Raw genomic sequence first — 23,368 nt, 5'->3', positions numbered from 1 at the left:
CCGGGGGCGTCGTCGATGGTGTCGTACCAGACGCCGAGGGCGCGGGTGCGCTCGTGGTCGGTGGGGGTGTGGGTGATGTGTCGCTCCGAGGGTCGGCGTACGGGTTGGGCAGGGGCCCTGCGGGTCAGGCGGCCTTCAGGTGCTGTTCGGCGTCGTCGTTGTGCTCCCAGGCGGTGCGGTGGGCGCGAAGTCCCCGGAAGCAGGCCCAGGTGCCGGCCGCGACGACCAGGCCGGCGGTCGCGATGAGCACGCGCAGGTGGTCGGCGGGCCAGAGCGCGACCAGCAGCCCGGCCAGTGGGAGCGGGGCGAGGATGAGCAGGACGGTGGTGGCGAGAGTGGCGGCGAAGTCCCGTTCGGGGATGAGCCGGGTGCGGGCGGTGCGCAGGACGACGGTGACCGCGCCCTCGCCGGCCATCAGCAGTGCGACGGCGGTGGTGTAGAGGGCCAGGTCGGGTGCGAGGGCGCTGGCGATGGTGGCGGCGCACATGGCGGCGGCCGAGGCAGTGCCGACGGCGAGCAGGCCCCACCGGTCGATGGCGCGGTGGGCGGTGGCGACGGCGGCCAGCGAGAGGGCTGCGGCGATGCTCCACACCAGGCCGACTGCCGCGCTGGTGTGGTCCAGGGTGCGGGTGACGGTGATCGGTGCGGACACCTGCAGGAGCCCGCTGGCGAGGTTGACGCAGGCGAGCGCGCCGACCAGCCAGGCCAGCGCGGGGGTGCGGCGCAGGGTGCCGAGGCCGGTGGCGAGGGCGGTGAGCGGGTACCGGGCCGCGGGTTCGGCGGTGACGAGGTGCAGGCGCGGGTGGTGGGTGCGTACGGTGGCGGCGACGGTCGCGGTGACGGTGGACAGGACGGCGACGGCGGCCAGCAGCAGTGCGGGTCCGGCGAGCAGGAGCAGTCCGCCGATCAGCGGGCCGATCAGGAGCGCGGTCTGGTCGGTGCCGGTGAGGACGGCCTGCACCCGGTGGGCGCGGTCGCCGGCTCGTCGGCTGGCCTCGGCGCCGACCGCCTCGTTCGCCAGGAAGCTCCCCTCGGCCAGCATGCCCGCGGTGACGCCGAAGGCCAGCACCAGCCAGGGGCCTGCTCCGGCGGCCAGGCCGGCGATGGTGGCGAGTGCGGCGCCCGCCCGCAGCAGGCTGGTCGTCAGAACGGCGACGCGGGGGCTTCGGCGGTCGATGATCGGGCCTGCGCCCGCGATGGCGATCAGGCGCGGCAGCCATTCCAGGAGGAACGCCAGTCCGGCCCAGGCCGGCGACCGGGTGAGGGTGAGGACGAGCAGCGGCACGGCGTACATCACGACGGCTGCGGCGAGGGAGTCGGTGGCGCGCAGGAGGTAGCAGCGCAGCAGCCAGTCGCGCTCGGCCGCGCCGGCTGGGCGGTAGCGGCGGGTTGCGGCGGTCGGACGGGGCAAGGCGGTCTCCCTGGTCGGGCGCGGTGGGGTGGTGGGCCGGATGCGGCGATGCCAGCGATGCCGTCGGTGGCCGGGTCCTCGGCGCCGTCGGGGTTCGGCGGGGGTGACCGGTCCGGTCGGTGGCGGCGGTGTGATGGCCTGTCGCCCTGGTGGTGGGCGGTGCGCGCTGTCGGTGCAGTGCGGTTCAGCGGGCGGGGCACCGTGGGCCGGGTTGCGGCGTGGTGGCCGGGGCGGCGCCGGTCGGCGGGGAGGCGTGGGTGGGTCTGCGGGCGGAGCGGGCGCGTGCCGCCCTGGCCGTTTCGTCGGGGTCCGGGACGGGTGCGCCGATCCTCGCGGTGACGTGCGCGGCCAGGTCCGGCAGCGGTCCGTTCGCGAGCTGCAGGGCGTAGGGCCATGCCTGGTGGTCGCGCAGTTCTTCGAGGCGGCGCCGCTCCGGGGCGGACTCGGCGCCGGGCGCCGTGGCCGCGGCTTCCTTCCAGGCGGTCCGGATCTCCTGGATGCGGGCGAGCGTGTCCGCCGTCGTGTGCAGTGTTCGCAGCTGCGGCCGCACGCGCGGGTCGAGGTGGTCGTCGGCGACGGTGGCGGCCCGGATGCCGGCGACCAGGTGCGGTCCGTTGGCGAGGATCGTCTCGACGTGGCGCCAGGGACTCCGGCTTCGGGCGGCGCCCAGGTACCGGATGTCCTCGGCGGCGAAGCCCAGCACGACGGTCCGGGCCTCCCACAGTGCCCGCTGGTACTGCGGTGCGAGGGTGTCGTTGATCGCGTCGCCAAGGGCGGCCGGGGCCGCGCCCGCGGCGAGGGACACGGTGCCGGGCCGCCGGACGGAACCGAGGTTGTACCCGCCCAGGCCTTCGGGGACCGCGGCTCCCACGATGAGCGGGGAGTCCTCGCCCATCTGCACGGCGAGGAGCCGTTCGCCTGCCGGTCCGGTGAGGAAGGCGGCGTCGTGCGGGGCGGCTGTGGTGGTCCACGGCGCCCTCCAGCCCCAGGTCTCGTCCTGAAGGTCGGCGAGATCGCGGCCGGGGGTGAGGTGGCACGGCTCGGCGGACCAGAGCGGCAGGTGCTCGGCCAGGTGCGTGGCGAGCGCGGAGTCGGGTGCCGGGCCGCGCGGCCGGTCGGGCAGGGCCCGGCCGTCCTCGTCGAAGTACACCAGCACGGACTTCTCCGCTGCCGAAGCCGCCCGCGCGGAGCGGCGGGAGGGTGTGAACAGGGCGCTCGGCTCGTGCCACTTTCCGTCGCTCAGGTGGCCGGCGAACATCACTGACTCCCAGTCGGGGTCCGTGCAGGGGACGCGGTCGCGGTGGGCGGCGAGCAGCTTCTCGAACGCGGTGAAGTCTTCGCTGCGCAGGTCGGCGTGGTCGATGTAGAGGGTGGTGTCGTCGGGCATGGGTCCGCTTCTTGGTCGGGCGTCGTCGGGGAATGGCACAGGGGCTCGGTGGCCGGGCCTGGGGTGGTGGATCGGCCGCCGACGGAGCCCTGGTGGCGTCCGTCGGCGGCCGGGTCAGCGGCGCCGTCGAGGGTCGGCGGGGGTGGCGGGGGTGGCGGGCGCCGCAGGGGCGCTGGCCGGGCCGGGCCGGGCTCCGTCTGCGGCGGCGGGGTGGGGCAGCTTGGCGATGTGCCGCACCCGCCAGGTGAGGACGGCGGTCTCCGAGTCGGCGCTGTCCAGCTCCCGCCATGAGCGGGCTCGTTCCAGCAGCGCCTTCGGGTCGTGTCCGGCCGCCTCGGCCTCGGCGAGCGCGGCGGCGAGCGCGTCGAACTCGGGCGCGGCCAGCAGGCGGTGCGCGCCCTCGCCCGGCACCGCCCGGCGAACGGCCCGTTCCTGGCGCTCGCGCACCTGCGGCGGCAGGGCCCGTCCGCGTTCCTGCAGGACGGCCATGGGCCTGGCTGCGGCGTGCCGGTAGGCGGCGCGCAGGTGGGCGGCGGCCTCTCGGGCGGCGGCGGCCTGCTGGCGGTGGCCCTGCTCCGCGTGCCACCGGCCGGTGGCGATGACGAGCAGGACCAAGAGCGACAGCAGGGTGGCTGCGGCCGATCCGTCCGGGCCGCGGTTGCCCGCGTACCTGCCGGACAGCACGGCGCGGGCGGCGCTGCGCACCGAGCGGGCGGAGGAGTTGGCTGCGCGCACGTGCGATCGGGAGGCGCGCTCGTAGGCCCGGGCGGCGGCGAGCAGTTGCTGCTTCTGGGCGGGCAGGGCGGTGGCGGCGAGCGCGTCAAGGACCTCTCCGGTCGCCTCGGTCACTGCGGCGGCGTCGGCCGGTGTCTCGCTGTCGAGCACGTCGAGGGCCTCTGCCGCCACGTCGGTCGCCCACAGCCGTGCGGTCGCGGCCGGGGAGCGGCGTCCGCCGGGCGTTCGCCCGCCGCCCGCCGGGGCGGCGCTCTGGTCGTCGGCCGTGCAGTCGTCGAGCGGCACCTGGAGGCGGCGGCGGATTCTGGGCAGCGTCAGGTCCGGGGCGAGCCGGTACCCGCCGAAGAACACCGGCTCTCCCGCGCTGTCGCGCTCGCCCACCAGGGCCACGCCGTATCCGAGGGTGTCGCCGGACGGCCCGGTCTTCCGGTTGACCAGCACGCCTGCGGCTTCCAGCCGGGCGAAGAACTCCTCCTCGCCACGTGCGCCGGCCAGCGCCTGGCGGACGGCGTCGCGCAGCCGCTGGCGGCTCGTGTCCTCCTGCCCCAGGCGTTGGGCCTTGTGCTTCTCGCGGTTCGTTGGCTCCTTGGCCGCTGTTCCGTCGCCGGGGTTGAGCTGCCGCAGTCCCCACTCCTTCTCGATCGTGCGGCATGCGGCCTGGGCCCGGGGGTAGTCCTTGCGCAGGCGGGCCTGGGTGAGGTCCCCGCGGACCGTGGTGGCGACGATGTGGATGTGGTCGGTGGCGTGGCGCACGGCCACCCACCGGCAGCCGTCCGGATCGCCGTCCGGGGCGATGCCGGTGGCGGCGACGACCCGGCGGGCGACCTCGGCCCACTCCTCCTCGGTCAGGGGCCGGTCGTCCGGGGCGGTGCGCACGGAGCAGTGCCAGACGTGCTTGGCGGGCCGGCGGGCGCGGCCGAGCTGGTCGACCCGCATGTCGAGCACGGTCTGCAGCTGCTTGAGCGAGGCGTCTATGTCGCGGCCGGGGTCGGGGGCGAAGCCGTCGAAGGAGGCGACCAGGTGTGGATCGGTGTGCTCGTCGCGGCGGCCGGGGCCGTAGAGGTAGGCGAGCAGTCCGTAGGTCTTCGAGCCCATGACGATGTTCGGCACCATGCGGTCAGTGGCCCTTCAGGAGCTTGGCCGAGGCGGTGTCGATGGCGGTGACGGTCGTGCGTACGGCGGCGAGGGCGGCGACCAGGTCAACCGGGTTCGGCAGGCCCCCGGAGTTCAGCTCGCGGGCGATCTGGTTGAGGTTGTTGCCGACGCGGGCGGTCTGCCGGCGCGCGGCGGCGAGTTCGTCGAGCGATCGGTCGAGACGGTCGTCGGGGTCGAAGGAGGTACTTCGTCGTGCGGCGGCAAGCGCTGCGGCGGCGACGAAGCGGGCGGCGGTCTGCGCGCGTTCGGTGGCGGCGCTCTTGATCTCGGACTCTTCGGACAGGCTCAGACGGACGGTCAGCTTGCGCTGGCGCTGCTGCGGCTCGTGGAAGCGGCGGCGCGGGCGGCGAACGGTGCTCGGCTCGTCGTCGGCAGCGGCGGTCATCGGTGGTCTTCCTGTCAGTTGGTCCTGTTCGCCGGTGCCCCCTGGCTTCGGCGAGTCGAAGTCGAGTCGAGCGCCCCCGCTCGGCCCGGCTTCTGCTTCCCCGCCCCCTTGGGCGGGGCGTGCGCCGTGGACCGTCCGATAGGACGGTCCACGGCACTAGCTCGCTCCGCCGTAGGGGGGCAACCCGTCCGGGACGGAGCGCGGAGTGTGGTCGGGACAGCGGTGTCGGCCCGTGGTGAGGAACCTGATCCGGACGGCTAGAAGTCGTCGTTGGCCAGGCCCCGAGCGGCGAACGCGACAGCCAGGTGGTCCATCACCAGCTCCTCCACCTGGTCGCTGGTGAGGTGCTGGGCCTGGCTGTTGGCCGTGCGGCGGACGGTCCAGTGGCCGTCGCCCGCCGGCGTGGCGCTGTGGAGGTGGCCGCGGCCAGCGAGGACGGTCAGGAAGTCGGCGACGAGGTCGGTGTCGGCGAGGACGGCGTTGCTCATGGGGTGTCTCCCGAGGGTTGGGGTGGGGGTTGATGAGGCTGTGAGGTCCGCGGTCAACGGTGCGGTGGCGGGGGTTTGTCGCTGCGCAGCTGCTGGACGAGTTCGCCGGCCACCTGGTTGGACACCGGCAACCCGCTCTCACGGATGGCGGTGGCCACGACGGCGCGGGTGATCCGTCCGGCCCTCGCTGCGGCCTCACGGCCGATCCGCAACATCTCCTCCGGGTCGGAGCCGCCGGACCGAGGACCCGGACCGTCCACGCCCGGACCGCCGGACCGAGGACCCGGACCGTCCACGCCCGGACCGCCGGACCGAGGACCCGGACCGTCCACGCCCGGACCGCCGGACCGAGGACCCGGACCGTCCACGCCCGGACCGCCGGACCGAGAGCCCGGACCGTCCACGCCCGGACCGCCGGACCGAGGACCCGGACCGCCGGACCGAGAGCCCGGACCGTCCACGCCCGGACTATCGCGGTCGATGCGTCGGCGGATCCGTGTCGCGATGCGTTCGCGCAGCCGTGTGCCCTTGCGGTGCGCGCGGAGTTTGTCTTCGGCGGACCTGGGCGCTGGCGTTGGGGTCCGTTCGGGCGCGGGCTCCAGTTCCGCTCGGGCGCTACGGGTGACGGCCTTCATCAGTGTGCTGGTCGCGGCGTCGAGGTGGTCGGTCGCCTCGACGACCGGGTCGGTGCCTGTTCCGGCAACGGGGCCTACTGCGGCCGGCAGGGTGGGCTGGTCGGCGGATTCGGGCGTAGTGGTGCCGTGGCGCGTGACGATGATCCCGAGGTGGACGGCGCCGGCCAGTGCGAGGGGCGCGATGGTGCTCAGGGCTCCGACGGCGGTGTCGCCCAGTTGCAGGCTGTCCGCTTGTGCGGCGGCCTGTTGGTTCAGGCGGACGGCGTGGGCGGCGTTGGCCCACACGCTGGTGCCGGTGGCGCTGGAGAACAGCGCCCAGGTGTAGGCGCGAGCGGTCCAGGGTGCTTCCCGCAGGATCACCAGCGCGCGGACGCCGTAGCCGATGAAGCCGTCGACGACGACCGGGAACAGGTAGGAGAGCTGTCCCCGGACGTGGATCGCCTGTGCCATCTGCTGGAGAGCGTCGTAGGAGAGGGCGAAGCCGAAGGCGCCGAGCACGCCGATCGCCGCGATGTCCCAGGGGGATACCCGGGGTCGGCGGTTGATCACGCGGCGACCGCCAGGCGCGTCGTGGGGACCTTACGCAGCTCCTTCGACAGCGTGATCTCCTGGTGGCGCATCGAGGCGGGGATGCTCTCCAGCTGGGTGTTGGCCCGGCTGCGGCGCTTGGCCGCGGCCTTGTAGCCGATGCCCAGTGCTTCGGACCAGACGGCGAGCGGGATGCCGGCCTCGATGGCGACGCGGACGACCGCGCGCTTCTCGCGTTCGGACAGACGCGGGCGCTGGGTGCTGGTCAGGGTGGTGCGGACACGGTCGAGGTCGAGTCGGCGGTCCTCGTGGTAAGTGACCATCTCGTCGAGCTGGTCTTCCGTGTGGCCTCCGCGGATGCCGTCGCGCACGCCGCACTCGACGGCGTCCTGGAGGCACTCGCTGCGGACCGGGCACTGCCGGCACAGAGCGAGGGCCTGGCGGTGGCCGGCGACGCGGGGCGGGGCGAAGAAGATGTCGGGGTTGGGGATTTCGGCGCACTCGGCCTTCAGGCGCCAGCGGGGGTCCGGGCGGTCCGGGACGGTGTAGGCGGCATCGAGGTCGGCCGCGACAGCAGCGGTGGTCGTGTTCATTCGGGGCAGGTCTCCGGTCGCGCCGCCGGATCGGCGGGCGGGCATGGCGGATCCCGGGGGCGGCTCGGCCGGCCTCGCGCGGGAGCGCTGGGTGTACGGGGATCAGAAGAGGGGGGCGCGTCGCCGATCGGGTCCGGCGAGGACTGCCTTGTGGCACATCTGGCGCAGGCGGCTGGCCGTGCGGTCGCCGAGCAGGCCGGCCAGTTCGGCCGGGGTGATGTTGCTCGTGATGATGGTCGGCAGCTGCTGCTCGTACCGGTGGTTGATCAACCGGTACGTCGTCTCCTCGGTGAACTCCGAGGCCCGGCCTGCGCCGAGGTCGTCCACGAGCAGCAGGGGGGTGCGCTCCAGGTCTCGCATCTCGCGCTCGGCGTCCGCGCCGGGGCGCGGTCGCATCATGGCGTGCAGGCCGACCGAGGTGATCGCCTGCCAGCGCAGCCGGACGCCGGCGCCGAGCAGGGAGCGGATCGCACCGTACGCCTGGTGGGTCTTGCCGGTGCCGGTCTCACCGAGCAGCAGCAGCGAGGAGGCGCGAGCGATGCCGAGCTGCCCTTCGGGGCCGCGGCGGGCGGCCTGCTTGACGTGCTCGACCCAGGCAAGGACCTGCGGGTCGTCGGCCGTGGCGTCGTGGAAGCGAGGCGGGATCCGCGAGGCGGCCAGCTCCAGGGCGTCCCGGTTGTTGGGCTGCGGGACGGCGGAGCGCTCGGGCACTCCGATCACGGCGGGGTCGACGCCGAGGCGCGCGAAGCGGTCGACGATGCCCTGCAGGCCGGTGCCGGCCCGGCGCGGTTCGCGGTCGCGGCCGGCCATCACAGCTCCCCGGTGTAGGCGGCGGACCCGCCGGTCGGGTTGGTCCACGCCCGGTACGGCGCGCCGGCGCTGCGGGGGCGGCCGGGGGTGAGTGCTTCCTGGACGAAGCCCTCCAGTGCGGAAGGGTTCATGGGCTTGTGGGCCAGCAGCCGCAGGCCCGCCCGGACCTGCTCCTGGCTGTAGCCGGAGGCAAGGAGCTGCTGCACCTCGCGCCCGAGGTGCCGGCGAAAGCGCGGGCTGGGCGGCTGCGGGCAGGTGCGGACGTATTCGGCGACCAGAGCGTTGGCACCGGTGGTGTGCGGGTGCATCGCGGCAACGCGCTCCGCGTCCGGCCCCTCCACCGTGCAGTCCTCGGCGGGCGCGGCGCAGCCGCCCCCCGGAGGGGGTGATCCAGGATCCGTGATCCTGGATCCCTTCGTGGAGGCTGTCGTCGAGGGTGTCGTCGAAGGGTGCGGGGTCTGCTCTTCGGCGCTCTCGGTGTGTCCGGCGGTGTCCTGGTTCCCGGTGCCGGGTACCTCGCTGGAGAGGTGCTCGGGGTTGCGGTCGGTCGCGGCCTTCCTGCGAGCGCGGGCAGCGGGGGCCGGCCGGTCGAGTGCGGCTTCCTGGGTCTGGTGGAGCGGGCAGGGAGCCAGCCTGCTCTGGCTGGGGCGGTCGATCTTCTGGTGCTTGTTGAAGGTGACGATGTGGAGGAGTTCCTCGCCGTCGTCAGCAGGGTTGAGGTAGCGGCAGACGAGGCCGACGTCGGCCAGCTGGCTCAGGTCCTCCTCGACGCGCTCGGCGGTGTGGACTCCGCCGTCCCAGCTCTTCTTCCTCTTCCAGATGAGCCCGCGAACGATGCCGGCGTCGTCGATGATCCGGCCGGTGTCGTCGACGTAGTTGAGCATGTATATGAACGTCCGCTCGGCGCTGAGGGAGACCTCCGCCAGCTTGGCGTCCCGGGACATTTCGGGCTTGTGGGTGCGGATGCGCCCGTCCTGGACCGCCATCACGCCGCCTTCGCGAGCGCGCCGGCCGGGACCACGGTTCCGGTGGCGAGGTCGACGTCGTGCTGGTGGCGCCAGTCCAGGGAGGGGAGGTCTCGGGCGACCCAGTGGGCCACCGCCTCCTCGACCGCGAGCGGCAGTCCGACGGGCATGTGGGCGCGGTCGTAGGCGCGGGCCAACCACAGACCGTGAGGCTCGGACACCGAGATCCGCACGACGTCGGCGTCCGGGGCGACCCGTCGGAGACTGTCCGTGACGGCGTGCCGGGTGCCTTCCGACATCCGGTCCAGGACTGCGGGGTGGTGCGCGGCGGGTCGGCCCTGTGCCGCTCCGCCTGTACGCAGAAGCGCAAGCATGGTTCACTACCTTCTGTGTGGTAGCAGGCTGGCCGGGCTCGTCCAAAGGCAGGCCGCCTGCGGGTTGTGTCGAACGACTCACACGGTGTTACGACAGGCGCTCGGAGTTCCAGCTCCGGGCGCCGTCGTCGTTTCCGCCCCAACGCTCGGGGCTCAGTCAGGGTCGCCGCCCTGAGTCACCACCGACCGCTGCCGAGATAGCGGCGGCGAGCGACGGCGGCAGGCGATGTCACTGTTCGTACAGGCTGCACCTTGCGCAGGTTTTCACCCACCGTGACAGCCGCCGCCGGGAGGTCGGCGACTTGCGGAGCGACCCACGCCGGAACCGGCCATATAAATTGTTCCGCCATCGAAATGTGACCCCCCGTCAAAAATGCAGCGCAGGTCTGCACTGCCGGGGACGACAATAGGTAGCCACCTGGATACCGGTCAACGAATTCGCGGGATCTACGCGGGTAGCGCGACCGGTTTTCCAAAGGCTGGAAAATGATCTTGGAATGCCGGATGAAATCACCCTCCGCAAGGGGGCGGGCAGCCAACGCACACATCACGACCTGCAATCCTCACAGTGAGCAACGACCCGACTCCTGCAACTCTGAGTGACGTGACATAGAACACTGGGTAAGGGATCTTGATCGATTCGGCGGCCGGAGACCCCTATATGCAAAATCGAAGTCGCCGATTCGACGGCCGGTATATTCCATAGCCGAGCCCCCCGGGTTCGCATGAATACCAACTTCGAATGTTCAGGGTTGAACAATGCGTGCGATTGCTGTGAAAGAATTCGGCGGCCCCGAGGTCCTGGAGCTGTGCGAGATACCCGAGCCCGAGATCCGGCCGGGCCGGCTGCGGCTGCGCACCATCCTCGCCGGCGTGAACTTCGCCGATATCCACCTGCGGGAAGGCACCTACCCCGCGCCGATGCCCTGCCCGTTCGTCCCGGGCAACGAGGTCCTCGGCGAGGCCGAGGACGGCCGGCGCTACGTGGCCCTCGGCAAGGGCGGCGGCTACGCCGAGGTCGTCGCGGCGCACCGGAAGCTGGCCTTCGAGGTGCCCGACGGCGTCAGCGACCACGAGGCCGTCGCGCTCATGCTCCAGGGCAACACGGCCTGGCACCTTCTGCACACGGACCTCAAGCTGACAGCCGAGGACACCCTGCTGGTGCCCGCCGCGGCAGGCGGCGTCGGCTCGCTCGCCGTGCAGCTCGCCAAGTGCACCGGGGCGAAGGTCGTCGCCATGGCTGGCACCGAGGACAAGCGCCGGATCGCCCTCGGCCTCGGCGCCGACGCCGTCGTCGACTCTTCCACTACCGAGGACCTCGCCGAGCGGATCGTCGAGGCGGCCAGCGGGCAGGTCACCGCCGCCCTGGAGATGACCGGCGGCGACGTCTTCTACGCCACGCTCAACGCCCTCACCCCCCGCGGCCGCATGTCCGTCTTCGGCGCGGTCACCGGCGTCGAAGGACTCGTCCCGATCACCCAGCTCGTCGGCCAGAGCAAGTCGGTCACCGGATTCTGGCTGCCCTCCCTCTACCCGTCGCGCACCCACATCAACGACTCGATGAACGCACTGTTCGACGCCGTCCAGGAAGGCTGGCTCAAGCCCCTGCCGGGCCCCGTCTACAAGCTCGGCCAGGCCCGCCAGGCGCACACCGACCTCGCCGCCCGCCTGACCTCCGGCAAGGTCGTCCTCAACGTCCGCAACTGACCCCAGGGTCACCCACTCCTCGCCTGGCCCCACCGCCCGGGCCAGGCGACCTCCCAATCGCGACCCGGAAGGGCACGACTAACCCTCTGGGGGAACCTACACATGACCATCAGCACCGCGCACGAGGACAGCGTTCCCGTGCACCGCCAGGGCAGCACGCAACCCGCGAAGTCCGGCTCCCTCGCCGCCCGCGCCTACGTCGTCCAGCAGGCGCTCGCCCAGCTTCCGGGCCATGTCCACGCACTGCGGGACATCGCCCGCGTGGCCAAGCTGCCCGAGGCCACCACCCACCGCATCCTGCAGGACGGTGTCGACAAGCACATCTTCGAGCAGGTCGGCCGAGGCATGTACCGGCTCGGCACCGGCACCGCCCGCGCCGGCGTCCAAGCCATGAACCGCCTTCCGGGAGCCACCGGCACGCACACCTACCTCGTCCGGCTCCACCAGGCCACCGGCGGCCTCGCCCTCCTTTACGTCCTTTCGGCGTTCGGCGGCGCGAAGCGCCTGTGCACCGACTACGAAATCGGCGGCATGGACCCGGCAGAGGTCGGCATGACGGCGGAGGACGTCGTCTCGGTCTCCCGGTCGCTGCGCACCGGGGCCTCCGGCCGGGCGATCCTCGCTTATCTGCCGCAGGACGCCCGCGAGCAGGTCCTCGCGGAGGAAGTGCCCCCCACCGCGGGCCCCGGCGTGATCAGGGACAACCAGCAGCTGGCCGACTCCCTGCTCGTCATCCGCGAACGCGGCTACGCCATCGGCCGCCAGGAGTGCATGGCGGGATGGGACAGCGTTGCGGCCCCCGTGTTCTGGCGCTCCCAGGTCATGGGCTCCGTCCTGCTGCTGAAGCCCACCAGCACGATGCCGGAAGACCTGCGCCCGCTGATCCACCACACCCTGCGGGCCGCCAAGGACATCAGCGACCTGACCACCACCCCGGTCTCCGCCGTTCTCTAGCCCCGCCAAGCCGTGTCGGCCGTCCCTTCGAGGGGAGGGGACGGCCGACGCCACCCTCGGCGTACCCGCTGTCACACCGTGGCCGGCTGCCGCCGCCCGCGCATCGCAGCCCGGGCCCGCGCCGCCCCGGCCGCCGTGTACGGCTCGCCGCTGCCGATCCCGGCGACAACGCGGCCGGAGCGTCCCGAGCACCGCCCGCACAACCCCGGCCTGCTCATCGGAGCCCGGCAGTTGTCGCACTCGTGCTCGCACACGGGCGCCAGCGACTCCGCCCGGCGGATCGGGGGCGGCATCTTACGCAGGAGCCGATCGCGCACCACCGCCGCCGGGGAGAAGATCTGCCCCGGCAGCCCCGGCAGCAGCGCGGCGGCCAGCTCCGCCGGACCGCAGCCCACCGCCAGCCAGCGCCCCACCAGCGGCGCCAGCTCCACCACCTCCGCCTCGCCGAGCCGCAGACGCGGCTCGTCCTTCAGCACCCGGTACAGAGCCAGGGCCGCCGCCTGCACCGGTCCCTCCAGGTCCTCGATCGAAGCCTTCGCCCTCCCGCCCTCGGCCTCCGGGCGCCGCGCTGGCGACGCGAAAGGCTTCCGGTCACCTTCGTCGCCACGGGCGGGGAGGGAGGGTTCTTTCTCCAGTTCCTTTAGTACAAGGACGCCAGCACCACCGGAGTCCGGCACACCGGACGCCGGACGCGCCACACTCGGCCCCACCTGCGGCTTCGTCGCCTCCAGTAGCTCCTCGGCAGCCTTCAGCCCTGGGAGCTGCGGGGTGTCGTAGACGTGCGCCTCGCTGCGGATGCGCCCGTCGGCCCCGCGGATCTTGCGAACCACGTAGTAGCCGGCCTCGATCAGCTCTGCCAGCGCCTTGCGGACCGCCGCCCGGCTGTCGGGGCCCGAGTCGGCCATCTGCCGAGCGTCCTCGCGCCAGCGCTTGGGCCGGGACAGAAGGTCGCTGAGAAGGCCGCGGGCGGCCATGGTCAGCCGTCGGTCCTGGAGAATGGAGTTGGGCAGCACGGTGAAGTTGCGCGCGTGGGCGCTACGATGTACCTGCAAGGGAGTAACAGCTCCTGTTGCCGGACCCCGGGGTGTTAGCGCACCGCCGGGGTCACCTGTGTTCGGTTGGACTACGGAACGTAGCACAGACAAGTCCCATCACCGGAAGCCCAGTTCGAGCGACCTCGATCACAGTCCGGGCACGCGGTTGCGGTCCCTATGGCGGGAGCTGCCCACACTGCTGGACTGCACACCAGCTTCGGGCGTCGGCCCTCGCTCGCTCTGCTAATAGAGCGACAGGGCTCGGGAAACCAACTCAGGGACTCCCACAGTCTCAATACCGAACTGGTGGTAGTAGGCGGAGCGGCCTTGGAGAAGCACCGAGGGCAGTACGCGCCAGGCTCGGGGTCGTCGCGATGCCTTGGGATCACGTGCGCGTGGAGGTGCGGGACCGCGCTGCCCCGAAGTTCGTAGTTCATTTTGGCCAGTCGCAGGCACTGCTCGATTGTGCGGCCTGCGCAGAGCACCTCGGCGAAGAAGCCGATCGCCTCGTCCGGGGCATACTGGGTCGGCTCGGAGACGTGCGGTCCATTCCAGATCGCCACGGCGTATCCGCGCACGAGGACCCAGTTCAAGCAGACATCGGCGTAGCTGCCTTTCAGGGTGTGCACCCCCGTACCCGCTGTCTTCCAGACCCCGGTTGGCGTACATCCCGCAGTCAAGACCGGCCGTTCGGTCGGTCCAGTCGGCGGGCCAGGTGGACTCGTTCATGACCCCTGCATGGCTCGCCCCACCTCTGCCGAGCGGGCACGGTCGCGGAAGGGACCTGCAGACAGTGACGCACTGTCGCGTTGTGGTTCGGATCAGCTGATTTCGGCTCTAATCTATGACCACCTGAATCCCCATCAGCCGGAGGACTTGACGTGGGCGTGAAGCAACAGAGCGATTGGGTGGTCGCCGCTGCGGACCAGGTGATCGCCGAGGGCAAACGCCGTGGCGGGGCTCCCCTGGTGTGCGCATCCGGAATTAGTCCGTCCGGGCCGGTGCACCTGGGAAATCTCCGCGAGATCATGGTTCCGCACTTCGTGGCGGACGAGATTCGGCGCCGGGGGCTGGAGTGTCGGCATCTGTTGTCCTGGGACGACTACGACCGGCTCCGCAAGGTGCCGGCTGGCGTCCCGGCCAGCTTTACCGAGCACATCGGACGACCCCTGACCGCGGTGCCCGATCCCTGCGGCGAACATGACAGTTGGGCGGAGCACTTCAAAGCCCCACTGCGTTCGGCCCTCGCCCAACTCGGCGTCGAGGTTGAGGAGATCAGCCAGACGCAGATGTACAAATCCGGGGCCTACCGCGAGCGGGTCGTGCACGCGATGCGTCACCGACAGCAGATCGACGGCGTCCTCGGGCGGTACCGGACGAAGAAGACCGACGTCGAGGTGGAGCAGGACGAGGAGGACGTGGCTGCCGGCGGCGCCGGGGGCTACTACCCGTATCGGCCGTACTGCGAGGTCTGCGGCCGGGACTCCACAACGGTCACCAGCTTCGATGACGCCAGTACGGCCATGGAATATCGGTGCGAGTGCGGTCACGGAGGCGAATTCGCGCTGGCCGAGACCGATGGCGGGAAGCTGGTCTGGAAGGTGGACTGGCCGATGCGCTGGGCCTTCGAGGGTGTGACCTTCGAGGCCGGCGGTGTCGATCACTCCTCGCCGGGCTCGTCCTTCACGGTCGGGTCGCAGGTGGTGCGCGAGGTCTTCGCCGGACTTCCCCCGTCCTACCTCGGGTACAGCTTCGTCGGGATCAGTGGTATGGCCAAGATGAGCAGTTCGAAGGGTGGCGTGCCAACTCCGATCGACATCTTGGAGGTGCTGGAGCCTGCGGTGCTTCGCTGGCTCTACAACCGGCGTCAGCCGCGGCAGTCGTTCCAGATCGCGCTGGACGCGGAGATCCTGCGGGTCTACGACGAGTGGGACGCGCTCGGCCGCAAGGTGGCCTCGGGTACGGCAACGGACCTTGAGGCAGCGGTGCGGGCCCGTTCGGTGGGCCCGGCGTTCGGTCCGCTTCCGACCACGCCCCGCCCGCTGCCTTTCCGTACGCTGGCCTCGGTGGCGGACGTCGCGGCCGGCGACCCGGAGCAGACTCTTCGTATCCTGCGGGACTTCACCGTCGAGGAGCCGCTGGCGGGCCTGGACGAGGCCCGGCCTCGGCTGGACCGCGCGCAGGCGTGGGTCAGTACCTATGTCCCGGCCGAGGACCGGACCCAGGTACGCACGGAGCCGGACCGGGAGCGGCTGGAGCAGCTGTCGGCGGCGAAGCGGGAAGCGCTGAAACTGCTGCTGGACGGTCTGGACGGGAACTGGTCGCTCGATGGGTTGACATCGCTGGTGTACGGGGTGCCGAAGGTCCAGGCGGGGCTACCGTTGGACGCTCCGGCGTCGCCGGAGCTGAAGGTGGCCCAGCGGGAGCTGTTCGTGCTGTTGTACGAGCTGCTGGTGGGGCGGGACACCGGTCCGCGGCTGCCCACCCTTCTGCTGGCGCTCGGGGCGGAGCGGATCCGGTCGCTGCTGACCGTCGCGTAGTGCGGGAGGCCGGGGCCGTGGTCGCCGGCCTTCTCGCACAGGCGGTCGAGGGCCGGGCCGGAGCGTGTTGCTCCGGCCCGGCCCTCGGCGTCGGGTCAGGCTGCGGGTCGGAGTCCGGTGCGGGTGAGGATCTCATCGGCGACCTCGGCGGCCGGACGGTGAGCGGTGTCGATGTGCTCGGCGAAGGCCGGTTGTCGCAGGGCTTCGAGGCAGCGTTCGACCTGGTTGCCCTCCCAGCTGAGCGAACCCCACTTGTCCGGGCCTTCGCCGCGCTCGCGCAGACGGGCGCGGATGACGGCGGGCGGGGCGAGCAGGGTGAAGTGGTGCACGTGGTGGCCTACCTCGTGCAGGGGGCGGACGATCCGGTCGAAGACGGTGTGGCGGGCGATGGTCATCGGGACGATGACCGGGCGGTCGTAGGCCCGGGCGGCCTGGTCGAGCATGCAGTGGGTGAGCGGCGGCCAGAGCGGTTCCAGCTCGAACTCCTCGGTGCGCAGGGCCTCGGGGAGCTGGTCCCAGAGCATGTGGCCGATGGCCTCGGGGTTGATGACCAGGGCCTGGGGCAGCTGTTCGGCGAGCAGGGCGGTGGTGGTGCTCTTGCCGACACCGAACGGGCCGTTGACGAAGACGAACACGGTCGGGACCTTTCTCCGTCGGGCGGTCAGAAGAGTTCGACGTAACGGTTCGGGTAGGCGCGGGCGTCGTAGCGCAGGACCAGCACGGTGTAGCGCTGGTGGGCGCGCAGGGTGTTGGTGGCGTGCTTGATCTCGCGAAGGCGTTCGGTCATGGCGGTGCGGACGGCGGGGTCGGTGTTGCCGCTCTGCTCGCACGCGCGGTCGACGGTGGAGCGGCAGTAGTGCTCGATGGCGGCGGCGGGTTCGGCGGTGAGGGGGTGGTCGGCCTGGTGGAGGACGTCGAGGCCGGCGAACAGGGCGAGGGCCTGGTCGCGGGTCTCCATGGGGCTGGTGATGCCGAAGACCTGGCGGCGGACGGCCGCAGCGTGGTCGGGGAGGGGCTCGGGGGCCCAGAACGGGGCGGCGAGGACGTATCCGCCGTCGTCGAGGAAGCCGAGCAGCCGCGTCGCCATGGCGGGCGGGTCGGGGAAGAAACCGAGGGCGGCGCCGACGGCGATGTGGCTGAAGGTGTGCTCGGGCCGGTAGGTGGTGCCGTCGGCCTGGTGGTAGGTGAGGCGGAGGGTGGGGTCGAGGAGGCGGTGGTTGTAGCGGGCGAGGGCGACCGAGTCGTGGCTGAGGTCGAACCCGGTGGCGGTGCAGCCGGTGAGGCGGGCGAGTTCGCGGGAGGTGAAGCCGGTGGTGCACGCGGCGTCGAGGAGGTGGTGCTGGGTGCCGAGGCGGGAGTGCAGTGCCCAGGTGTTCAGCGTGGCGTGGGCGCCAGGCATGACGTTGGTCTGGTTGGTCATGGCGACGAAGTCGGGGTAGCTGGCGGCCCGGACGGCGTCGGCGGACCTGGGCACCGTGGACAGGGGCCACGTGGGCGCGATGGTCATGGGGTCCTCTCGGTGGTACCGGCGGGAGTGCGGCGCTGGGCCGGTACGGGGGCGGGGCGCAGGCCGGCCAGGCGGGTGACGCTCATGCCGAAGCCGACACACGGGGGCAGTGCGCTGTCGTACAGGTCGATGACCTGCTGGTAGGTGCGGTGGGCGAGGTGGCGGTCGGCCGTGAACTGGGTGGCGAAGGCGGCGGCCATCCGGTGGGGGTCGCGTTCGTTGGCGGCGATCTCGGCGAGTTCGAGACCGTCGGCGTAGAGCCAGACGCGTTGGGCCTGGCGGCCGGTGCCGGCGATCAGGGGTGAGGCGGGGCCGGGGATGTGGGTGATTGCGGTCAGGCCGCGCAGGCGCTGCCGGACGCTGTGGCGCCACAGGCGCCGGGCGAGGCGGTCGGGGTCGTCGGTGTGCTCGGCGGTGTACGGGGTGCGCTCGGCGGCGAGGGACCGGACGGCGGTGGTGTCGGCGGGGGGGATTCCGCTGATCTCGGCGAAGGCGTCGTCGAAGGTCCGGCGGGCCAGCGGCGCGGCGATGCCCGTGGTGGCGGTGACGAGGTCGGCGAGGTAGACGGTGGCCTGGTCGAGGGTGAGGTCCGCGGCGTACGCCTCCAGCATCACGAACTCGACGGCGGACCGGCCGCGTTGGCCCTCGTTGCGGAAGCTCGGGCCGATCTCGTAGCAGCGGGAGGTGCCGGCCGCGATGACAGCGAGCAGGTCGAGTTCGGTGGTGACGCGCAGGTACTGGCGGCATCCGGCGGCGTGCGCCCAGGTGGTGAACGGCCGTGCTGCACCGCCGAAGAAGCCGTCGGTGAGGACGGGGCTCATGGTCTCGCGGAAGTCGGCGGCGGCGAGGTGCGCGCGTAGCGGGCCGAGGAGCGGAGTGAGCGGGGCGGCAGACGGTAACGGTGGTGGGGCACCGGGCTCGTGGCGCTCCAGGTGGCGGACGAACAGGGTCGGGCGGCCTGTGCGGCTGGTGGAGCAGGTGCCTCGGGCGGCGACGAGGTCGCCCGCGTGCAGTGCGGCACCGGCGGTGGGGTCGACGGCGAGTTGGGCGCTGTGGCGGTCCCAGGCGAGGTCGGCGAAGACGACGTGGCTGTGCGCGCGGACCGCGGTGATGCGCCCGGACAGGGTGAGGACTTGGTCGGGAGCCGGCCAGAGGTCCCAACCGGTGAGCGGGAGCGGCTCCAGGAGGCGTTCGCGACTGTTGGTGCGGCTACGGGGGGTCGGGGCGAGCGGGTCATCGGAGGCGGTGAGGGTCAGCAGCAGGGTGACCGGGTCGTCGGTGCGGGGATCGAGGAGCCAGGCGGTGCGGCGGATCAGGTCGCGGTGCAGGTGTTCGTCGGTGTCGGGGAGCAGGTGCAGGAGGTGGAGGACCGCGGCGGCGCGCAGGGCGGTCAGGCGACAGGGGATGGTGGCGGTGAGCGCGTGGGTGGCGGCGGCCAGGCGGCCGGGGTCAGCGGGGCCGTAGGGCCAGGGCGGTCGGCCGGGTTCGGCGGCGGCGGCGAGGGTGTGGTGGAGGATATCCCGTTCACGCGGGCCCCGGGCGGGCGGGCCGGCATGGAGGGCGACGGCGGGGTGGGGGCCGCGAGCGAGAAGGCGGGCGATGCCGGCCAGGAGTTCATCAGTGCCGTCGGCTGGGTGGGTGGTGAACAGCACAGCGGCGGCGCTGAGCAGTTCGGTGGGCGCGTCCCACGTCGTCGGTGCGGTCGAGCCGTGTGTGGCGGCAATGGCGTCGGCCAGGGTGGCGAGGCTGGTGGTGGTCATGTCCTCTCCGGTTCGGTGGGGCGGGGGCGCCACCAGGTGACGGGCGGGTCACCAGGGCTGAGTGCGGCGACGAACTTGGCTGCCTCGGTCGTCCCTTGGGCGAGCTCGGAGTCGTACGGGGTGCCGGCGGCGTGGTGGGCGTCGCGGATGCGCTCCCGGACGGCGGGCGCGATGACTGTGCCCTTGGGGGTGGCATGCCGGTCGAAGGTGTGGACGGGTTGGAGCAGGAGGAAGGTGGAGGCCGAGCCTCGGGTGGAGCGTGGGGAGGTGCCGGGATAGCAGGGGGCGAAGACGACGAGGAACCAGCGGATGCCGGCCAGCCGCAGCCACCAGCCGTCGGCACCCGCGTGCGCGAGTTCGGCGTCCGGGTCGGAGCCGGTCGCGGCCAGCAGGCCGATGACGGTCTTTCGGACGGTGGTGGCAACGGCGTCGAGGGTGGCGCCGAGGCCGGGGTCGGTGAGCTGGAGGACGAGGCCGTCGAGTTCCTCGTCTTCGACGCGGCGCGCGAAGTCGGCCAGAAGGGGCCCGGCTGCCAGGCCGGCCTCGTACGGCTCGGTCCCCGGGTAGGCGGGAGCGGCCTCGGTGCGGGCCCGGGCGGCGAACGGGCAGGCGGATCCGCGGCGGATGGGCTCGAAGCCGTTGTCAGCCACGGGCCGCCACCGCCCAGGCGTCGAGGTGGCTCCGCGAGGGCACCGGGCCGTCCGCGCCCTGGTACTTCCCGGCGTACAACTGGTCGATCTCCCCGAACGTTTGCCAGAAGCTGACCTGCGCCACGGGCATGCCGGGGTACAGGAGCGTCGGGAGAGTGGCGTACAGCTGGAGGGTGGAGCGGCCGTAGAAGCCGAGGTCGATGAGGTCGGCGGTGCAGTGGGCGAACGTCCCGCGGCGGGCGAACCCGGACTTGGCATGCACGATGGGCACCAGCGCGTCGCTGCCGAAGCGTTCGACGGTGTGGCCCAGGACGAAGTCGCCGCGATCGAGGCGGTACCCGGTCGACGGGATCTCGCGGTACTCGACCTCGGGCTCGTGCCTCGGATCCAGGACCTCGTCCAGGTAGACGCCGACCAGGCTGCCCAACGCCAGGTCGTAGCTGTTGGTGGTGCACCGGGCCGGGTCGAACGGGTCGATCCTGATGCGACCCTGCTCGACTTCCCGGGCGATCTGGGGTCCGGTGAGAATCACGACGGCGCTCCGATCATCGGCGACTGGGACTCGCAGGCATGGTTGAAGAGGGCGTAGGTCGCCAGAGTGGGTTGGATGATCCCGGTGTTGCGCCAGAAGGAGACCTGGCCCGCGATCATCCCCGGATAGATCCGCATCGGCAGGGCCGCGACGATCTCCAGCGTCCAACGGTGACAGGACGTGGTGTGGCCCAGATCGGCCGACAACTGGAGAAACAGCCCGCGGCGGCCGTTGCTGCTGCACCCGATCAGCCGCATCGCGAACAGGCTGCTGCCGATCACCTCCTCGGTGTGCCCGAGGTACATGCGATGCGGCTCCAGCTCGAACCCGTCCTCCGGCAGCTCGACGCCCGTCCAGCTGCCGGCAGCATCGTCAAAGACCTTGAGCTCGCGGCCCAGGTGGTAGTTGATGCTGTTCGGGTTGACGCCGGCCCGGTCGTACGGGGAGAAGACGATCTCGCCCCGGCCGATGAACCGCCGGATCGCCTCGCCGGTAAGAATCACCGGTCTGCCGCCCGCTCGACGCGCATCGGCAGGAAGGTGGCGGAGCGGATCACCTGCGAGGGTTTCCAGACCACTCCGTCCTCCGCATGGAGCCGGCAAGCCCGCCGGGCGACGGCACGCAGCACTGCGGCGGCCTCCATGCGGGCCAGCGCGGCACCGAAGCAGGCGTGCGGGCCGTAGCCAAAGGCGACGTGCGGGTTCCGCCGGCCGGGACGGAACTCCTGCGGGTCCTCGAACACCTCCGGGTCACGGTTCGCGGACGCCTGGAGCAGGACCAGGCGACGGCCCGCCGCCACCGGTATGCCGAGAACCTCGCAGTCCTCCGCGGCCGTCCGGGCGGTGATGAGCGCCGGGCCGTCCAGGCGCAGGACCTCCTCGACGAAGCCTCCGACGGACTCCGCCGAACCAGCTGCCGCCCGGGCCTCCCCCGGGTGATCGGCGATCGCCCGGAGGACCGCGCCGATCAGGCCGGTTGTTGTCTCGTGGCCGCCGATCAGCAGAGCGATCAGGTTGGAGACGGCTTCTTCGAGCGTGAGGCGTTCACCCTGCTCCTCCACCTCCACCAAGGCCGAGACGATGTCGGCGGACGCATGGCTGCGGCGTCGCTCGACGAGCCCGCTGAAGTAGTCCCACAGGCCCGCCCATGCGGCGGCGAGCCGCTTCTCCTGGCCGTCGGTGAGCGTCGGCTCGGTCAGCAGGACGACGTCATCGGACCAGCCCTTGACGAGCTCCCGATCGCCTTCGGGAATGCCGAGCAACGCGCAGATCGTGTGGACCGGCAGGGGCTCCGCGACGCTGCGCACCACGTCACCTCCACCGGCCCTCACGAACTGCGAGACCAGCGCATCTGCCACCGCGGCGATCTGCGGCTCCAAGGCGGCGATCCGGCGCGGAGCGAAAGCCCGCGCCAACAGGCCCCTCAATCGCGGGTGCTGCGGCGCATCCGCGTAGAGCACCCAGGACATCACCGGTTCCAGCGCCGGACGGAGGTCCGGGTTGATCTCGTCCAGCAAGCCGGCAGCGGTCGGCGCGCAGATGAACCCCGGGTGCCTGAGCAGGTGGCGCACTTCCCGGTAGCGGGTGAAGACGAGCCGTCCGCTGCCGAGCTCCGGACAGTCGATGGCCCGAGGGCCGTCGCCCAGCGCCGCGAGCGCGGCCTCCCGCTCCGGAGCAGTAGTGAGTGCCGCCAAGACGGTCTTCTGATCCACGTGTTGCTCCCGTCCGCCCGGAAGTCTGCGAAGAGCTGACCTGGTCGCGTCGCGGAACTGACGTCGTAGCACCAGGGTCGAGCCCGCGAGCAGCAACCAGGCTGTGGTGTAACGAGGTTCGATCGGCCGAAGGGGGGCGCCTCTCCACGTAGGCTGGCGCGCGGTCCCGTTTCCGACCGTGAACCGATGATGACGCTACGTCAGACCATCGGCAAGAGGGTCGGAAAGGAAACTCTGTCCTTTTCGCTGAACCGGCATTTGCGAGCAGCTGTCCAAGCGCTAGCCTTTCCTAAAGAAGGGGAGGTGCCGCAGTGCCCGTCGAGCCAACACCCAGGCGACGCCGTCTCGCCAGCGAGGTCCGGCTTGCCCGCAAGCGCCTTGGCTGGAGTGTCGAACAAGCTGCCGTCGAACTCGGATACGGCTCCGCGTCCACCATCTCGAAGATCGAGAACGGCACTCAGGGGATCAAGCCGCAGCAACTCCCGCACTTCTTCGCGGTTCTTGGGATCACCGAACCTGCGGTGCAGGAAGCCTGGCGCGACATGGTCCGGAACGCTCGCGACCAGGACTGGCACCAGCGTTACCCCGGTGTTGCCGACGATCCACTCGGCGACTACCTCGCCAACCTGGAGATCGCGTCCAGCCTGTTCATCTGGTCCCCCGTGGCCGTTCACGGCCTACTCCAGTGCGACGCCTACGAGCTGGCTGTGATCATCGCCGGCCGCGCCTGGAAGAGTGACGAGGACATCAAGCGCTTCATCACCGTGCGGCGCAACAGTCGACATGCCGCCCTCTCTCGCAAGACCCCGCTTCGGATTCGGGCAGTCCTGACTGAAGCCCAACTTCGCCAGGAGGTCGGCGGCCGAGCCACAGCCGGCGCCCAGGCATTGCACCTCATCGAATTGGCCCGCACGTACAGGAACATCGTCATCCAGGTGATCCCGCTCTCGCGCGGCGCGCACGCCGGCTGCGACGGCCCGTTCATGGCGTGGACGTTCCCGACCGGACACGACTCCGTCACCATCGAGGGTATGAAGACCGCCCTCCACCTCAACGACCCCGACACCGTCACCGACTACCACACCACCAGCGATCACTTGAAGACGGACGCACTACCGCCGAAGGAATCGCTCGAACTCCTCGCTCAAATCGCCAAGGACCTCTCGTGACCCACGATCTCGCACCCCACCACTCAGTGTCCGATTCCGACAGCATCGTCACGGCAGAAGAGAAGAACTCCCTTGATCCGGCCTGGGTCAAGGACCAACTCGAACGCGCGACGTGGCTGACAGCAAGTACCGGCGGGAGCAACTGCCTTCGGGTCGCGTTTCTCGACCGTGGGCTCGTCAGCACCGGCGACTCACTGAATCCTGACCGAGATCCCCTTCTCTTCACAGCGGGCGAGTGGGACGACTTCCTCGCGGGCGCCAAGGCGGGACGGTTTGATCGTCCCTGACTCCACAACACGGGGCACGTCGACTCGGTGTCACGGTGGCGCGAGCGTCAG

General features: G+C 71.6%; 23 protein-coding genes. 5 read left to right on the top strand and 18 right to left on the bottom strand.

Features of this window, described 5'->3' with window-relative positions; all coding sequences use genetic code 11:
• Nucleotides 1-124: 124 nt before the first annotated feature.
• The 10 genes from MCM47_RS21905 to MCM47_RS21855 form a co-directional block, all read right to left on the bottom strand.
• The gene (locus MCM47_RS21905) at nucleotides 125-1,411 is read right to left on the bottom strand and encodes an MFS transporter (protein ID WP_238863350.1); all 1,287 of its coding nucleotides are present in this window, start codon (nucleotides 1,409-1,411) and stop codon (nucleotides 125-127) included.
• Between the two features lie 184 nt (nucleotides 1,412-1,595).
• The gene (locus MCM47_RS21900; protein WP_238863349.1) at nucleotides 1,596-2,798 is read right to left on the bottom strand and encodes a hypothetical protein; all 1,203 of its coding nucleotides are present in this window, start codon (nucleotides 2,796-2,798) and stop codon (nucleotides 1,596-1,598) included.
• A gap of 114 nt (nucleotides 2,799-2,912) precedes the next feature.
• Entirely contained in the window at nucleotides 2,913-4,646 is a 1,734-nt protein-coding gene (locus MCM47_RS41840) for a relaxase/mobilization nuclease domain-containing protein (protein ID WP_255752600.1), read from the bottom strand.
• Between the two features lie 4 nt (nucleotides 4,647-4,650).
• Complete coding sequence (locus MCM47_RS21885) at nucleotides 4,651-5,073, bottom strand: MobC family plasmid mobilization relaxosome protein (protein WP_238863348.1); 423 nt, start codon at nucleotides 5,071-5,073, stop codon at nucleotides 4,651-4,653.
• A gap of 257 nt (nucleotides 5,074-5,330) precedes the next feature.
• On the bottom strand, nucleotides 5,331-5,561 hold the full coding sequence (locus MCM47_RS21880; RefSeq protein ID WP_238863347.1) for a hypothetical protein: 231 nt from the start codon (nucleotides 5,559-5,561) through the stop codon (nucleotides 5,331-5,333).
• Nucleotides 5,562-5,614: 53 nt separating this feature from the next.
• On the bottom strand, nucleotides 5,615-6,745 hold the full coding sequence (locus MCM47_RS21875; RefSeq protein ID WP_238863346.1) for a DUF2637 domain-containing protein: 1,131 nt from the start codon (nucleotides 6,743-6,745) through the stop codon (nucleotides 5,615-5,617).
• Nucleotides 6,742-7,317: a WhiB family transcriptional regulator gene (locus tag MCM47_RS21870; protein ID WP_238863345.1), complete on the bottom strand. Its 576-nt coding sequence runs from the start codon at nucleotides 7,315-7,317 to the stop codon at nucleotides 6,742-6,744. The genes MCM47_RS21875 and MCM47_RS21870 overlap by 4 nt, the downstream gene beginning before the upstream one ends.
• A 102-nt stretch (nucleotides 7,318-7,419) precedes the next feature.
• On the bottom strand, nucleotides 7,420-8,127 hold the full coding sequence (locus MCM47_RS21865; RefSeq protein WP_238863344.1) for an ATP-binding protein: 708 nt from the start codon (nucleotides 8,125-8,127) through the stop codon (nucleotides 7,420-7,422).
• Entirely contained in the window at nucleotides 8,127-9,113 is a 987-nt protein-coding gene (locus MCM47_RS21860; protein ID WP_238863343.1) for a hypothetical protein, read from the bottom strand. Before MCM47_RS21860 ends, MCM47_RS21865 begins: the two co-directional genes overlap by 1 nt.
• Nucleotides 9,113-9,466 (bottom strand): hypothetical protein, encoded by a 354-nt coding sequence (locus MCM47_RS21855; RefSeq protein WP_238863342.1) that lies wholly within the window; start codon nucleotides 9,464-9,466, stop codon nucleotides 9,113-9,115. The genes MCM47_RS21860 and MCM47_RS21855 overlap by 1 nt, the downstream gene beginning before the upstream one ends.
• Before the next feature lie 759 nt (nucleotides 9,467-10,225).
• On the opposite strand from MCM47_RS21855, the gene MCM47_RS21850 reads away from it, so the two are divergent.
• Nucleotides 10,226-11,173: a zinc-binding dehydrogenase gene (locus MCM47_RS21850; protein WP_238863341.1), complete on the top strand. Its 948-nt coding sequence runs from the start codon at nucleotides 10,226-10,228 to the stop codon at nucleotides 11,171-11,173.
• 102 nt (nucleotides 11,174-11,275) lie between these two features.
• Entirely contained in the window at nucleotides 11,276-12,127 is an 852-nt protein-coding gene (locus tag MCM47_RS21845; RefSeq protein ID WP_238863340.1) for an IclR family transcriptional regulator, read from the top strand.
• Nucleotides 12,128-12,198: 71 nt separating this feature from the next.
• On the opposite strand, the gene MCM47_RS21840 is transcribed toward MCM47_RS21845, so the two are convergent.
• The gene (locus MCM47_RS21840; protein WP_238863339.1) at nucleotides 12,199-13,179 is read right to left on the bottom strand and encodes a helix-turn-helix domain-containing protein; all 981 of its coding nucleotides are present in this window, start codon (nucleotides 13,177-13,179) and stop codon (nucleotides 12,199-12,201) included.
• 863 nt (nucleotides 13,180-14,042) lie between these two features.
• Here MCM47_RS21840 and lysS point away from each other — a divergent pair.
• Entirely contained in the window at nucleotides 14,043-15,701 is a 1,659-nt protein-coding gene (gene lysS / locus MCM47_RS21835; protein WP_374209184.1) for a lysine--tRNA ligase, read from the top strand.
• A 95-nt stretch (nucleotides 15,702-15,796) separates the two neighbouring features.
• Here the strand turns inward: lysS and MCM47_RS21830 are convergent, their stop codons facing one another.
• Genes MCM47_RS21830 through MCM47_RS21800 form a run of 7 tightly spaced genes read right to left on the bottom strand, consistent with a single transcriptional unit; the run spans nucleotide 15,797 to nucleotide 21,957 of the window.
• Complete coding sequence (locus MCM47_RS21830) at nucleotides 15,797-16,336, bottom strand: AAA family ATPase (RefSeq protein ID WP_238863338.1); 540 nt, start codon at nucleotides 16,334-16,336, stop codon at nucleotides 15,797-15,799.
• A 26-nt stretch (nucleotides 16,337-16,362) separates the two neighbouring features.
• A complete protein-coding gene (locus MCM47_RS21825; protein ID WP_238863337.1) occupies nucleotides 16,363-17,208 on the bottom strand; it encodes a class I SAM-dependent methyltransferase in 846 nt (281 codons plus the stop codon).
• Complete coding sequence (locus MCM47_RS21820; protein WP_238863336.1) at nucleotides 17,205-18,968, bottom strand: amino acid--tRNA ligase-related protein; 1,764 nt, start codon at nucleotides 18,966-18,968, stop codon at nucleotides 17,205-17,207. The genes MCM47_RS21825 and MCM47_RS21820 overlap by 4 nt, the downstream gene beginning before the upstream one ends.
• Nucleotides 18,965-19,618 (bottom strand): hypothetical protein, encoded by a 654-nt coding sequence (locus MCM47_RS21815; RefSeq protein ID WP_238863335.1) that lies wholly within the window; start codon nucleotides 19,616-19,618, stop codon nucleotides 18,965-18,967. Before MCM47_RS21815 ends, MCM47_RS21820 begins: the two co-directional genes overlap by 4 nt.
• The gene (gene dcd, locus MCM47_RS21810) at nucleotides 19,611-20,150 is read right to left on the bottom strand and encodes a dCTP deaminase (RefSeq protein WP_238863334.1); all 540 of its coding nucleotides are present in this window, start codon (nucleotides 20,148-20,150) and stop codon (nucleotides 19,611-19,613) included. The genes MCM47_RS21815 and dcd overlap by 8 nt, the downstream gene beginning before the upstream one ends.
• On the bottom strand, nucleotides 20,147-20,653 hold the full coding sequence (locus tag MCM47_RS21805; protein ID WP_238863333.1) for a deoxycytidine deaminase: 507 nt from the start codon (nucleotides 20,651-20,653) through the stop codon (nucleotides 20,147-20,149). Before MCM47_RS21805 ends, dcd begins: the two co-directional genes overlap by 4 nt.
• A complete protein-coding gene (locus tag MCM47_RS21800; RefSeq protein ID WP_238863332.1) occupies nucleotides 20,650-21,957 on the bottom strand; it encodes a cytochrome P450 in 1,308 nt (435 codons plus the stop codon). Before MCM47_RS21800 ends, MCM47_RS21805 begins: the two co-directional genes overlap by 4 nt.
• 215 nt (nucleotides 21,958-22,172) lie before the next feature.
• Here MCM47_RS21800 and MCM47_RS21795 point away from each other — a divergent pair, with 215 nt between their 5' ends.
• Together MCM47_RS21795 and MCM47_RS43355 are read left to right on the top strand one after the other, a co-directional pair.
• Complete coding sequence (locus MCM47_RS21795) at nucleotides 22,173-23,030, top strand: helix-turn-helix transcriptional regulator (protein WP_238863331.1); 858 nt, start codon at nucleotides 22,173-22,175, stop codon at nucleotides 23,028-23,030.
• Nucleotides 23,027-23,317, top strand: coding sequence for a DUF397 domain-containing protein (locus MCM47_RS43355; RefSeq protein ID WP_238863330.1), 291 nt, complete (start codon nucleotides 23,027-23,029; stop codon nucleotides 23,315-23,317). The genes MCM47_RS21795 and MCM47_RS43355 overlap by 4 nt, the downstream gene beginning before the upstream one ends.
• Nucleotides 23,318-23,368 lie beyond the last annotated feature (51 nt).

This window comes from Kitasatospora sp. A2-31 (assembly GCF_022288725.1).
In the GTDB taxonomy this organism is placed as follows: domain Bacteria; phylum Actinomycetota; class Actinomycetes; order Streptomycetales; family Streptomycetaceae; genus Kitasatospora.
The sequence above is the reverse complement of the archived record's forward strand: the minus strand, read 5'-3'. Positions and strand labels throughout refer to the sequence as shown.